Annotated in this window: 12 protein-coding genes and 1 pseudogene; 2 read left to right on the top strand and 11 right to left on the bottom strand. The window is 69.5% G+C overall.

Annotation, left to right across the window (positions count from 1 at the left end; translation table 11 throughout):
- Positions 1-239 precede the first annotated feature (239 nt).
- The 3 genes from ACFWXQ_RS00715 to ACFWXQ_RS00705 are packed head-to-tail and all read right to left on the bottom strand — an operon-like array spanning position 240 to position 3421.
- Positions 240-1502: a sugar ABC transporter permease gene (locus ACFWXQ_RS00715; protein ID WP_384082965.1), complete on the bottom strand. Its 1263-nt coding sequence runs from the start codon at positions 1500-1502 to the stop codon at positions 240-242.
- Positions 1503-1507: 5 nt separating this feature from the next.
- Entirely contained in the window at positions 1508-2290 is a 783-nt protein-coding gene (locus ACFWXQ_RS00710) for an ATP-binding cassette domain-containing protein (protein WP_383957072.1), read from the bottom strand.
- 42 nt (positions 2291-2332) lie between these two features.
- Positions 2333-3421, bottom strand: a complete 1089-nt coding sequence (locus ACFWXQ_RS00705) for a sugar ABC transporter substrate-binding protein (RefSeq protein WP_383957075.1) — start codon at positions 3419-3421, stop codon at positions 2333-2335.
- Between the two features lie 376 nt (positions 3422-3797).
- Here ACFWXQ_RS00705 and ACFWXQ_RS00700 point away from each other — a divergent pair, with 376 nt between their 5' ends.
- Complete coding sequence (locus ACFWXQ_RS00700) at positions 3798-6503, top strand: SpoIIE family protein phosphatase (RefSeq protein WP_386267215.1); 2706 nt, start codon at positions 3798-3800, stop codon at positions 6501-6503.
- Complete coding sequence (locus tag ACFWXQ_RS00695) at positions 6500-7582, top strand: sugar ABC transporter substrate-binding protein (protein ID WP_383956109.1); 1083 nt, start codon at positions 6500-6502, stop codon at positions 7580-7582. Before ACFWXQ_RS00700 ends, ACFWXQ_RS00695 begins: the two co-directional genes overlap by 4 nt.
- Positions 7583-7623: 41 nt before the next feature.
- On the opposite strand, the gene ACFWXQ_RS00690 is transcribed toward ACFWXQ_RS00695, so the two are convergent.
- From ACFWXQ_RS00690 to ACFWXQ_RS00655, 8 genes and pseudogenes are all read right to left on the bottom strand, one after another.
- A complete protein-coding gene (locus tag ACFWXQ_RS00690; protein WP_383956111.1) occupies positions 7624-7794 on the bottom strand; it encodes a hypothetical protein in 171 nt (56 codons plus the stop codon).
- 60 nt (positions 7795-7854) lie between these two features.
- On the bottom strand, positions 7855-8211 hold the full coding sequence (locus tag ACFWXQ_RS00685; protein ID WP_383956114.1) for a PRC-barrel domain-containing protein: 357 nt from the start codon (positions 8209-8211) through the stop codon (positions 7855-7857).
- 243 nt (positions 8212-8454) lie between these two features.
- Complete coding sequence (locus tag ACFWXQ_RS00680) at positions 8455-8709, bottom strand: hypothetical protein (RefSeq protein ID WP_383956117.1); 255 nt, start codon at positions 8707-8709, stop codon at positions 8455-8457.
- A 41-nt stretch (positions 8710-8750) separates the two neighbouring features.
- Positions 8751-9203: pseudogene (locus ACFWXQ_RS00675) on the bottom strand (DUF5994 family protein); the annotation flags it as partial.
- 120 nt (positions 9204-9323) lie between these two features.
- Positions 9324-9998, bottom strand: a complete 675-nt coding sequence (locus tag ACFWXQ_RS00670; protein WP_383956120.1) for a 4-carboxy-4-hydroxy-2-oxoadipate aldolase/oxaloacetate decarboxylase — start codon at positions 9996-9998, stop codon at positions 9324-9326.
- Between the two features lie 38 nt (positions 9999-10036).
- Entirely contained in the window at positions 10037-11281 is a 1245-nt protein-coding gene (locus tag ACFWXQ_RS00665) for an aspartate transaminase (RefSeq protein ID WP_386267212.1), read from the bottom strand.
- Between the two features lies 1 nt (position 11282).
- Entirely contained in the window at positions 11283-12026 is a 744-nt protein-coding gene (locus ACFWXQ_RS00660; protein ID WP_383953652.1) for an SDR family oxidoreductase, read from the bottom strand.
- Between the two features lie 74 nt (positions 12027-12100).
- Positions 12101-13417 carry an MFS transporter gene (locus ACFWXQ_RS00655; protein ID WP_383953654.1) on the bottom strand — a complete coding sequence of 439 codons (1317 nt, stop codon included), beginning with the start codon at positions 13415-13417 and terminating at the stop codon, positions 12101-12103.
- Between the last annotated feature and the right edge of the window lie 13 nt (positions 13418-13430).

The following is a 13430-nucleotide window of genomic DNA, read 5'->3' as shown; positions in this document are numbered from 1 at the left end:
CTCCGGCGCCGAGTCGCGCGACAGGACGGTACGGTCCCAAGTGCTCCGGATCCGTGGGACGAAGTGGCTCCATTGCCCTCAGCTCGCCTGTTCATCGTCGAATGGACTTGGGGCGAGAGTAGGTGCTGGAGGGACAGTTGGTGTACGCAACCGAGTAACCTATGGCCATTACTTGACGTTTCAGATAGATACCGCCCGGACGGTCTTCCGGGCGGTCGGGACGGATGCGTACGGGACCGTCAAGCCCGTCCGCGGGCCTGCTGGGAGCGTCGCGCCAGCGAGTCGATGAGCACCGCGGCGAAGAGCACCCCGCCCGTGATGATGAACTGGACGGCCGTGGGGGTGTCCGTGAGCGCCATGCCCGAGGCGATCGACTGGATGATCAGCATGCCGAGCACCGCGGACCAGGTGGTGCCGCGTCCGCCGAACAGGCTGGTGCCGCCGATGACGGCCGCCGCGATGGCGTTGACCAGCAGGACGCCCGAGCCCGAACCCTGGCTCACCGACGTGATGCGCGAGGCCAGGAACAGTCCGCCGACCGCGGCCATGGTGCCCGAGACCGCGAGCACCGCGGTCTGCACCCGCATCACACTGAGGCTGGCGCGCCGGGCCGCCTCGACACTGCCGCCCAGTGCGTAGACCTGTCGCCCGTAGTGCGTACGGCGGAGAAGAAGGTCAAGGCCGGCCACGATCACGAGGAAGATCAGGAGCGCGAGCGGCAGCCCCTGGAAACGGTTGAGCAGATACGCGGCGGCGAACGCGACCACCGCGAGCACTCCCGTGCGCACCGCGATCCCCCGGAGTGAGCGGTGCGGAATCCCGACGGCCTTGCGCCGCCGCATGTCCCGGTAGGAGACCAGGAAGACCACGCCCGCGGCGACCGCCGCCAGACCGTAGGCCGCCGCGTCGTTGGTGAAGTAGTAGCTGGTCAGCTTGGCGACCAGCCCGTTCTCGTCGAGGTTGACGGTGCCGCTGGTGCCGAGGACGTAGAGCATCAGGCCGTTCCAGGTGAGCAGCCCGGCGAGGGTGACGACGAACGCCGGCACCCGGGTTCTGGCCACGGAGAAGCCCTGGACGGTTCCCGCCAGGGTTCCCGCGAGCACCGCGATGATGACGGCCAGCCACTCCGGCACGCCGTGGTTGACGTTCAGCACGGCGAAGGCCGCCGCCGCGAGACCGCTGATCGAGCCGACCGACAGATCGAGTTCGCCGAGCAGCAGTACGAAGACGATGCCGACCGCGATCAGACCCGTACCCACGATGTCCACGCTGAGGTTCGACAGGTTGCGGGGGGACAGGAAGTTCGAGTTGAGCGACTGAAAGGTGATCCAGACCGCGGCGAGGACGAGGACGACGGGGAGCGAGCCCAGTTCGCCGGCCCGCAGCCTGCGCCGGAGGAAGGCGATCCCCCTCTCCGCGGCACGGGCGACGGCCCGTCCGCGCCCGGCCCCCGCGCCGGGTGAGGTGGGTTCGGACCGTGTGGTGTCCGCGGTGTCGCGCATCCCTTTCACCACCCCGCCTCCTGGGAGGCCGTCCGGCGGGGCACGTTCTCCGTGGCGCCGGTGATGGAGGAGATGATCTGTTCCTGGGACGAGGTGTTCACGTCGAAGAAGCCGTTGTTGCGGCCCAGCCGCAGGACGGCCGCCCGGTCCGCGAGAGCCTTGATGTCGCCCATGTTGTGGCTGATCAGCAGGACCCCCAGACCACGGTCACGCAGCTGGTCGACGAGGTCCAGGACCTCGCCGGTCTGCTCGAATCCCAGCGCGGCGGTCGGTTCGTCCAGGAGGAGGACCCGCGGGTCGCCGAGCAGCGAACGAGCGATGGCGACCGTCTGCCGCTGACCGCTGGACAGTGAGAAGACGGGGGCGCGCAGATCGGGGATGCCCCGGGTCAGGCGGTCCAGCAGGCTTCTGGTGCGGCGCTCCATCTCCACCTCGTCGAGGAAGCCGAGCCTGCGGATCTCCTGCCCGAGGAACAGATTGCCCACGACGTCGAGGTTTCCGCACAGCGCGAGGTCCTGGTAGACGGCTGCGATGCCGAGGTCCCGGGCGTCGTGGGGACGCCTGATGTGGACCGCCCGGCCCTCCCACTCGATGGAGCCCTTGTCCGCGGGGGAGACCCCGGAGATCACCTTGACCAGGGTGGACTTGCCCGCCCCGTTGTCGCCCAGCAGGGCGACGACCTGTCCGGCGTGGATCTCCAGCTCGATGTCGTCGAGGACCTCGATGACGCCGAAGCGTTTGCAGACGCCGCGCAGTGCCAGCAAGGGGGGACCCGTCACGGAAACCATCTCCTTCCCGGGGGCGGGCCGGACCTGGTCGGAACCTGCTTGTCAGGTGAGTCCGGCCCTCTCGCAGGCGGCGCCGAGCTGGGGGGTGCAGATCTGCTCGACCGTGTACACGCCGTCCCTGACCAAGGTGTCCTTGATCGAGTCGACCGTCACGGATACCGGGGTGAGCAGGACGGCCGGAACCGTGTGCCCGCCGCGGGGCGTCACCTCGCCCTTGGCGACCTTGTCGAGGCTCTCGTGGCGGGCCGCGGCCACGGCCATGTCGGCCCCGGCGGAGGCCTCGGGTTCGAAGGGCTTGTAGACGGTCATGTACTGATCGCCGCCGACGATGCGCCGTACGGCTCCGAGCTCGGCGTCCTGCCCGGTGACCGGGGGCAGCGGGGCGACCTTGTTCGCCTTGAGGGAGGAGATGCAGCCGGCGGCGAGGCCGTCGTTGGCGGCATACACCCCGTCGATGTTCTCGACACCGAGGGCCGCGATCGCGGCGGACATGTTCATGTGCGCGGTCTCCGTCCTCCACTGGAGGGTGTCGTACGCCTCGCCGATCCTCACCCGCCCCTGGAGCACGGACAGGGCGCCCTTCTTGAACGACACCGCGTTGGGGTCGCTGGGATCGCCGTTCATCATGACGATCTGGTCGTCGGGCGCCCTGTTGCCCAGCGCCGTCAGCAGGGCCCTGCCCTGGAGTCGGCCGACCTCCTCGCCGTCGAAGGAGACATAGCCCGCGATCGGGCCCTCGGCGAGGCGGTCGTAGGCGATGACCGGGACGCCCGCCTCGTCGGCCTTCCTGACCGCGGGGCGCAGCGATCTGGCGTCCACGGCCACGAGGACGATGGCGTCGACGCCCTTGGTGAGCATCGAGTCCATCTGTTCCTGCTGGATGGCCACATCGCCCTTGGCATTGGCGTTCTCGACCGTGCAGTCGTCGCACAGCTCCGTGATCCTCTTCTGGAGCAGGGGCCGGTCCTGGGTTTCCCAGCGGGCCGTGGTGGAGTCCGGCAGCAGCACGCCGATGCTCGGCGCGTTCCCGGTGTCGGAGTTGTCCCCGGCGTCCTGCCCGCAGGCCTCAAGGGCAGCAACCGTCGAGACCACGGTCATGGCGATGGCCGCGCCCCGGATGCAGGCCTTCATGTGAAAGACCTCCCTTGTCCTTCACCTCGTGTGACGAGGGGCGCTCACGGTTGCCCGCGCCCGGCCCCGAGACGGTCAGGGGAACCGGGTGCGTCGCGGCGTCAAGGGCTGGCGTGTGACCGGCGTGGCAAGACGAACACGTCTTAACTGTGGCACCGGCCGTGGTGATCTGCGAACGCAGCGGCCCGGCTCCGCGGTCGGCCGCAGCGGTCCGGCTCCGGCGTCGGCCGCAGTGCTTCGGCTCTGGCGTCGGCGGCAGAGCTTCGGCTCCGGCCTCTGGATCTGTCGGGTTGGTCCTGATATGCGACTCTGGTAGGTGGGCGCCCGATCTCAAACCGGCGGCACCTGCCGCATGGACCGGAGGTAGGTCGCGGACATGCATCATGACGGCCGCGCCCTGGCCGGAGTCTCGGAGCCGCGGGAGTCCCGGGCCGGCGCCGACGACAACGGTTCACGGCCACCTCTGCCGAAGGCCGCCGCGAGCGACAGGTCCCTGACGTTCGCCGGAGTGGCGTTGGCAGCGGTCTATGTGCCCGATGCCGGGAACGGCGATCTCCGCCTGGTGGAGACGGCCGGACGCGCCACGTCCCGGTACCTGCCGCCGGAACGGCTGCCCCTGTCCGGTGACTCACCGGCGGCGCACGCCTTCCGCACCGAACGGCCGCTGTGGCTGGACCTCGCGGACCTCGCGGAACTCGCTCCCCGCCCGGGGGGCCGGGACTCCGAAGGCCAGATCTCCGGGGGCCGGCATTCCGAGGGGCGGCTTTCCGGGGGTGGGCTTTCCGAGGGTGGGCTTTCGGAGGGTGGGCTTTCCGAGGGTGTGCCGACGCCGCCGTCGGCACAGTCCGCGCGGGCGCAGCAGCCACAGGCTCCGCCGACAGAGGCACCCCTCGCCGCCCTGCCGCTCGGGGCGGAGGGCAGGCGGCTGGGCTGCCTGGTCGTCGTGGGGGCGTCCCCGGTCGGCTTCGAGGCCGAGCAGCGGCGCTTCCTGGAGCGGTACGCCGACGCGATCGCCGGAATGCTCCGGACCGACGCCGGCCGCCCCCCGCCGTCGTCGCTGCTGAGCCCCGCCCTGCGGAGTCTGGGCGTCGGCTCGTTCGTCCTGATGCCGGACACCGGTCTGATCGAGGCGGACGAGGCGCTCCTCGAACTGGTCGGCATCACGCCGGACGACTTCGACGGCAAGGTGGACACCCTGCTCGCGCACGCGCTCCCGGAGGACATGCACGCGCTGATCTCGGTACTGGAACCCTCCACGGAGGCGTTCGGCCGCCGGGAGCTGGAGTTCCGTGTCCGCCGTCCCACCGGTGGAATGCGCTGGCTGAGCCTGACCTGCCGGGTGGTGCCGAGCACCGACGACCGCCCGGAGCAGGTGCTGGGCATGGTGACGGCGACCTCGGTCCTGCGGCAGAGCGCCGACGACGTGTCCAGGATCCAGTGGCTGACCGCCGCACTGGACGACGCGACAACGGTCCATGACGTCGGCCGGGTCGTGGTCACCGCCCTGCGCGAGCCGCTCGGCGCCGACCGGGTGGCACTCGCCGAACTGCGGGACGACCGGCTCATGGTCACCGTGCTCGACCCGCCCCAGCCCGACGCCTGGCCGGAGACATGGCGTTCCGAGTGGCGTTCGGAGTGGCCCGACGCACCGGTCAGCGCCCTGCCCACCCTTCAACTGGCGCTGCGGGACGGCCGGATGAACCTGTGGTCCGCCGGTACGGCCCTCGAACCCGCACTCGCGGGCATCGGTGCCGGAGGTCTGGCCGTGCTGCCGCTTCCCGCCAAGGGCCGGGTCGCGGGCGTGTGCCTGGTCGGCTGGGACGAGCCCCACGACTTCGTCCCCGAGGAGCGGTCCCTGTTCACGGCCACCGCGGCACTGGTCGGACAGGCCCTCAACCGCGCGCACGCGCACGACGCCGAGCAGGAGCTCGCGACGATGCTGCAGCGCAGCCTGCTGCCCCGGCGCCTCCCGGAACTGCCCGGAGGGACGGCCGTCGCCCGCTATCTGCCCGCCCGGCGGGGGCTGCAGGTGGGCGGCGACTGGTACGACGTCATCGCCCTCTCCGAGGACCGGGTGGCGCTGGTCATCGGAGACGTACAGGGACACAGCGCCGGAGCCGCGACGATCATGGGCCAGATGCGTACCGCCGTCAGGGCCTACGCGGTCGAGGGCCACCCGCCCGACGTGGTCGTCTCACGCGCCAACCGGCTCCTCGTCGGCATGGAGACCGACCTCTTCGCCACCTGCTGCTACGCCGAACTGGACCTGGAGGAGGGCAACACCCTCTTCGTCCGGGCCGGGCACCTCGCACCGCTGATACGCCACCCCGACGGCAGGACCGAGGAGGTGCAGGTCGAGGGCGGGCTCCCGCTGGGCATTCTCGCGGAGGCCGAATTCCCCATGACCGCCGTCGCGTTGACCCCCGGCACGGTGCTCGCCCTGGTCACCGACGGGCTGGTCGAGGCGGCCGACCTGCCGCTGGACGAAGGCATGCGGCGCACACGCGGCGCCCTCGCCGCCGCCGATCCCGCGGATCCGGGACGGATGGCCGACGAACTGCTCGGCGGACTCGACCGCCGCGAGGACGACGTCGCGCTGTTGCTGCTGCGCTACGACGGTATGAAGTCCCGGCCGATCCGGGCCGGTTGGGCGGTGTGGCGGCTGCCCGACGCCGTCATGCACGCCCGCCGGTTCACCTCGCGCACGCTGCGCAAGTGGCGGGTCGAGGACGTGGCCGACGCGGTGCTGCTGGTCGTGTCCGAACTCGTCACCAACGCCCTGGTGCACACCCAGGGCCCGGTACGCGTCGATCTGATGCTCCGCGGGGACCGGCTCCGGGTCTGCGTGACCGACTCCTCGCCGCGCGCGCCCGCCAAGCCCGTGTCTGTGGACTGGGAGTCGACCGGCGGGCGGGGCCTGCTCCTGGTCGAGGCGATGTCGGAGTCCTTCGGTTCGATGCCGGTGGCCGACGGCAAGCAGGTGTGGAGCGAGATGGTCGTGCCGCCACACGAGCCGACTCCCGAGGATCCGGAGCCGGGTACGGACCCGGGTACGGGGACGGAACAAGGGGGTGTGCCATGAGAACCCGTACGCGGCAAGTCGTGGCGGTGCTCGTCGCCGGGCTCATGGCGATGTCCCTGGCCGCCTGCGGAGGAGACGACGTGGCCGACGCGGACGGCTTCACCGTCGGTCTGCTGCTCCCGAGCCGGGCGGTGCCCCGCTGGGAGCACTCCGACAAGCCCTTCATCGAGCAGCGCCTCAAGGAGCTGTGCCCCCGCTGCACCATGGAGTACGGCAACGCCGAGAACGACGCGGCGAGGCAGCGGCAACAGATGATGTCCATGATCACCAAAGGGGTCGAGGTCCTGATCCTCGACGCCGCCGACACCAGGGCCCTCCGCTCCTCGATCGAGGAGGCCCGCAAGGCGGACGTCCCGGTCGTCGCCTATGACCGGCTCGCCGAGGGCCCGGTCTCGGGCTATGTCACCGTCGACGGCGCCCAGGTCGGCAGGCTCCAGGGCGAGGCCCTCCTCAAGGCCATGGCGGACAGGGGGAACGGCGAGAACGTCGTCATGCTGAACGGCGATCCGACCAGCCCCAACGCGGCGTGGTACAAGCGGGGCACCCTGTCCGTCATCACGGGCAAGGTGACGATCAGCAGGTCGTACGACACCTTGGGCTGGAGCAAGGAGAACGCCCACACCAACATGTCCGCCGCCATCGCGGCCCTCGGCCCCGACCGGATCGACGGTGTCCTGGCGGCCAACGACTCCATCGCCGCCGGTGCCATCGCCGCCTTCAAGAGTGCCGGTGTCAGGAAGCTGCCTCCCATCACCGGCCAGGACGCGGACATCGAGGCCGTGCGGCGCATCCTCCGGGGCGAGCAGTACATGACGGTGTACAAGCCCTTCGCGGCCGAGGCCGACGCGGCCACCACCATGGCCGTCGCCCTGGCGCGCGGCGAGGATCTCGACGACGTCGCCAAGACGACGACCGACAGTCCGACCACCAAGGACATCCCGTCCGTCCTGCTCACTCCGAGCGCGGTGACGGTCGACACCATCGAGCAGACACTCGTCAAGGGCGGCGTGTACACCGTCGACAAGATCTGCACCGCGGAACTCCGGCGCGCGTGCGACAAGGCCGGGCTGACCGAGTAGCCGGGCCGACTGGCCCAGTAGCTGACTGACCCAGTATCGGATCAGCGAACGGGACGCCGCCTGGCACGCCTGGACCAGACGACGGCGGCAATGATCACGTCGGCCGCCAGGAGCATGATGCCGATGACCAGCAGGTAGCCCAGGCCGTCCGCCGCCACGCCGATGATCCCCAGGACGACGGCGGCGAGGACGACCAGCAGGAAGAGCACCATCGCCGGCAGACCTCCCTTCGAGTCGCTTCGAGCGGACTGATGCCTGAGCGGACTGCCGTCTCAACGGCGCGCGAGTTGCCGTTCGCCGTTGGCACCCGGCTGGTAGTCGATGCCGTAGTAGTGGAAGATCTCTTCCTCCTGCTCGGCGGGCAGAATGTCGTCCGTGCCGATCGAAGGAGCCTTCTTCACCAGGCTCTTGGCATACGAGACCTTGAGATAGCCCGGCCCGAGGGTCGTCTTGTCGAGGGGGACGAAGACCAGCCGCTGCCGGGTGGGCAGCCCGGTCCGGACGGTGGCCACGGCCGGTTCGTCGGTGGCGGTGTCCACGTAGACGGCTTCGAGCACGCCGATCCTGTGTCCCTTCGGATCGACGACGTCCTGGTTGCGCCATTCTCGGATGTCGGCTGCCTGGATCATGCCGTTTCCCCTCTGAGCGAGGCGCTTGCCGGTTGTACGTGAGCGTGCACCAGCCGCGACAATTTTACTACGGTCCGTGCTGGTCGGACATTCACAAGAGCCGTGCGCGGTTCCCCCACGCGCACCTGTTCGTCGGAGGCGGCCATCACACGGGAAGACCCCGGCCTGTTGTCCGTGGTGCGGCGGCCGGGGTCCTGGGCTGCGGGGCGCTGCGACGGTCAGGGCACGATCAGGCCCACCGGCTCACTTCCCCTGTGTGCGGGCCCATGACCAGGCACGTAGTCGTCCACGGCCCCGGCGATCACTCGTACCGCTGGTCGCGGCGCGACCGGCAACCCGCTCCGGGGCCGATGGCGCGGTTCCCCGCCCGGCCGGCAGGGAGCGGCTGAAGCGGAACGCCGCGATGCGCTCGTCGTGCTGGTTGTTGAGCCGGTGGATCAGGAACGCGCCCAGAGCCACCATCGCCAGGATCACCACTACGGTCACGAAGGTCTCCATGGCCGTCACACCTCCTTCGCCGGATGCGGCGTCGCTGTGTCCAGGCGCGCCGCCTCCGCCATCAGTTCGCTCGCTGTCGACGTGCGCAGTGGGTCGCTCGCGGCTTCCATCAGCCAGGCGGCCGAGACGGGATCCGTCTGTGGAGGGATCACCAGCAGGTCCCAGCGGCCCACCCGGTAGGAGAGCAGCAACATCTGGTGCGGGTCCTGCTGGGCCATGAACGAGCCCACCTTCACGACATGCCCCGCGACGGGCACCCTGCGTGGGACGGTCGGCCAGTGTCCGGGATTCACCGTGACCCTGGTGATCCGCCCCCACAGCGAATCGAGCGCGGTGGTCAGCGAGGGAAGTTCCGCCCCGAGGTCGCGGGAGCGGGGCCACCAGGCGCCATCCAGCAGAGCCGGTGCGGAACCGCTGGGAGCCAGCGACATGCGCAGAGACTGAGGAGAAGGCGGGTCTTCGAGTGTCGGCGCGTACGAAACGGTCGCATTCATGTTGCGAACCCTGCTCCGGAGCGGTCGGAACCGGCACCGGCGTAGTCAATCGCCGAAAACGACACGAGCATGAAGGCCGGTGCGCGAAATACTCTCGGTAACCCCAGCGTACTCCTCCGGCTACGTGTCGATGACGAGCCCCTTCGCCTCCAGTACGGCGGCGAGGTTGCTGACCTCGATGACGCTCTTTCCTGAGCGGTAGGCGGCGATGTAGGCGTCCTCGGCCTCGACCCGTTCCTGGGACTTGCGCACGACGTCCGCCACGTCGTCGCGTCGCACCACCACCACACCGTCGGCGTCGGCGCGCACGACATCGCCGGGATGGACGATCTCGCCGCCGATCAGCACCGGTTCGGCCATCGGCCCCACGGTCTCCTTGACCGTGCCCTTCATGCAGACGCTGTACGAGAAGACGGGGAAGCCGAGTTCGCGGAGTTCCCGCGTGTCCCGGACGCCGGTGTCGGTGACGAGGCCGCCCAGGCCCTTGGCGACACACGCGTTGGCCAGTACGTCGCCGAAGGAGCCCGCCTCGGCGTACTCGCCGGCCGAGACGACGATGACGTCACCGGGCCGCGCATGGGCGATGGCGACCTGCAGCATGATGTTGTCGCGGGGAGCGCAGCGCACGGTGAACGCGGGGCCGCACAGGGACATCGCGGGGTCGACCGGCTTGATGGTCGAGTCGAGGGCGCCGAGGCGGCCCTGTGCCTCGTGGATCGTGGCGGCGGAGTACTTGCTCAGCTGCTCGACCAGGTCCGGGTCGGGCCGGTCGAACTTCGTGTTGACGCGGATCATGACGCTCCTTCGGGTCTTCAGGAGGGGCGGGCAGGTCTTCAGGAGGGGTCGGCCGAGGGGTCGGCCGGGGACAGGTCCGCGCAGGCGCGGCCGATGCGCTCGCAGGCCTCGGTGAGGATGTCGGTGGAGGTCGCGAAGGAGATCCGGAAGTAGCCCGGTGATCCGTACGCGGCACCGTGGATGACCGCCACCTGCTGCGACTCCAGCAGATAGCGTGCGAAGTCCTCGTCAGAGCCGATCACTTCGCCCGCGGGCGTCCGCTTCCCCAGTACGCCCGTGCAGTTCACGAAGGCGTAGAAGCCGCCGCTGGGCGGGGTGCAGGACAGGCCGGGGATGTCCTCGACCAGCTTCACGGTCACGTCGCGGCGGCCGCGGTAGACGGCCACACAGTCGCGTACGAAGTCCTGGTCGCCGGTGAGGGCCGCGGCCGCGGCGGCCTGGCTGATCGACGACGGGCAGGACGAGATCTGCGACTGGAGGGTGTTGACGGCCGCCACCAGCGAGGCGGAGCCGGCGCCGTAGCCGATCCGCCAGCCGGTCATCGCGTAGGACTTGGAGACACCGTTGGTGAGGAACACCCGGTCGTTCAGGCGGGGTTCGACAGCGGCGAGGCTGGGGACCCGGCCAGGCTCGTACCAGATCTCGTCGTAGATCTCGTCGGTCAGCACCTGGACATGCGGATGCGCGAGCAACACGTCGGCCAGGGCGCGGAGTTCGTCGGCCGTGTACGCGGCTCCGGTGGGGTTGCCCGGGGCGTTGAGGATCACCCAGCGGGTCCGGTCGGTGATCGCCGACTCAAGCCGCCGCGGGGTCAGCTTGAAGCCCTCCGCCTCCGGACAGGGCACGACGACCGGTGTGCCGTCGTTGGCGAGGACCATGTCCGGATACGACACCCAGTAGGGCGCGGGCACGATCACCTCGTCACCCGTGTCCAGCGTGGCCATCAGCGCGAGGAAGATGACCTGCTTCGCCCCTCCGCCGACGGCGATCCGGTCGGCGGAGTAGCTCAGCCCGTGCCGCTGCTCCAGCTTCTGGGCGATGGCGGCCCGCAGTTGGGGGGTGCCGTTGACGGGGGTGTACTTGGTGTCGCCCCGCCGGATCGCCTCGACGGCGGCGGCCTTCACATGCTCGGGGGTGTCGAAGTCGGGCTCGCCGACGGTCAGGTCGAGGATGGCGAGCCCCTGTGCCTTCAGCTCGCGGACGCGCTGGGCGGCCGCGGTGCTCGGCGAGGGCTTGATGCGCTGAACGCGCAGGGCGGTGGCGGCAGTTGTGGAGGTCGTCATGTCAGTCGGTCCGCCTCTCGAAGTTGAGGCCACCCGGCACCTGGAACGTCGGCAGGATCTCGATGTGCCCGATGTTCACGTGGCGCGGCGAGTCGACGGCGAACTCGATGGCGTCCGCGATGTCCTCCGGCTTGAGCGACTCGTAGCCGTCGTAGAACTGCTTCTGGGCCTCCTCCATGTCGCCGAGAAGCCGACCGAAGATCTCCGTCTCCACCCGGCCGGGGCAGATCTCGGTGACACGGATCCGGCGGCCGTAGCCGTCGACGCGCAGCTGCCGGGAGAGGGTGTGCACGGCCGCCTTGGTGGCGTGGTAGACGGTGTTCCCGCCGAAGTTGTACACGCCGGCGATCGAGCTGATGTTGACGATGTGCCCGAGGTCGCGCTCGACCATCCCGGGCATGATCAGGCGCACGAGGTGCAGTACGGCCTGGAGGTTGACCGCGATCTGCTCGTCCACGGCGAACTCGTCGGCGGAGAGGATGTTCCCGGTGCGGGAGACCCCGGCGTTGTTGACCAGGACGTCGACCTCGATGCCCCGCAGGGTCTCGGTGAGGGCGGCGGTGTCGGTGATGTCGACGGCGTGCGGGGTGCAGCCCGTACGCCGGGCGAGGTCGTCGAGGCGCTCGGCGTTACGGGCGACGGCGTGGACCTGGAGCCCCTGCTTGGTCAGCCGCTCGACGACCACCGCGCCGATTCCGGTGGAGGCTCCTGTCACCAGGGCAGTGTTGTAGTCGGAAAAGGGCATGTGGATGCACTCCTAGAGATCCTGGAGAGAGGTGGGGGGTGAAAGAGGGTGGGGGGTGAGGACGATCGGCCGGGCTACGCGTCGCGCAGCGGCAGGTGTGCCCTGTCCTTGACCCGGGACACGGCGATGAGCGTGCCCAGTGAGGTGACGACCGCGTAGAAGGCAGGCATGTTGACGTTGCCCGTCTTGTCGATGAGGTAGGTCATCAGCAGGGGAGCGGTACCGCCGAAGAGGGCTGCCGAGACGTTGTAGCCGAGCCCGTAGGCGGAGTAGCGCACCCGGGTGGGGAAGAGCTCGACGAGCAGGACGTGGATGACACCGGTGTGACCGGCGAAGATGACCGCCATGATGCAGGCGCCCAGGATGGCGAGCGGGACACTGCCGGTGCCGATGAGCAGATAACAGGGCACGCCGGCGACGGCCATGGCGACAGCGGCGCCCGCGAGGACCTTCTTGCGGCCGATGCGGTCGGAGAGGCTGCCCATGTACGGGATGGCGATCGAGATGGCCACCAGGCTGGTCGCGGTGACGAGCAGGCCCTGCACCTTGCTGAAGTTCAGCTCGGTGTTCATGAAGGTCGGCATGTAGCTGAACAGGACGTAGTAGCCGGAGCCGTTCATGAGCGGGATGAACAGGGCGAGCAGCATGGCCCGGCGGTGCTCCGCCGAGGAGAAGGCCTCCTTGAGCGGGTTCTTGGACAGCCCGCCCTCTTCCTTGAGGCGGTTGAAGTTGGGCGTGTCACTGATCCGCTTGCGGATGTAGATGCCGGTGATGCCGAGTGGCACGGCGAGCAGGAACGGGATGCGCCAGCCCCACGACTCCATACGGTCCTGGCCGAGGCCGCTGGTCATGGCGGCGGCGATCAGCGTGCCGGTGAGCAGAGAGAGGAACGACGCGATCTGGGCGTAACTCGTGTAGAGGCCGCGCTTGCCCTCGGGGGCGTGTTCGGCGAGGAAGCTCATCGCGCCGGAAGCCTCGCCGCCGACCGAGAAACCCTGCGCGACACGCAGCAGGATCAGCAGGGCGGGGGCCGCGATGCCGATGCTGGCGTACGTCGGCAGGATGCCGATCGCCGCGGTCGCGACGCTGATCAGCATGATGACGAAGACGAGCATCCGCTGGCGGCCGATGCGGTCGCCGAGGTGGCCGCAGATGATCCCGCCGAGCGGGCGGAAGAAGAACGAGACGGCGTAGCCGAGGAAGACGAACTGGACGGCGGTCGCGTTGTCCGCGTTCGGGAAGAACACGACGGCCAGGGTGCCCGCCATGAAGCCGAAGATTCCGTTGTCGTAGAGCTCGGCGAAGATACCCACGCACCCGGCGAGGGTGACTTTTCGCGCGGTTTTCGGATCGACGGTGTTCGGCACCGGCTGAGCGGCCACGGTACTCATGACGTTCTCCTGT

The sequence above is a fragment of the Streptomyces sp. NPDC058697 genome (assembly GCF_042715345.1).
Taxonomy (GTDB): domain Bacteria; phylum Actinomycetota; class Actinomycetes; order Streptomycetales; family Streptomycetaceae; genus Streptomyces; species Streptomyces liliifuscus.
The sequence above is the reverse complement of the archived record's forward strand: the minus strand, read 5'-3'. Positions and strand labels throughout refer to the sequence as shown.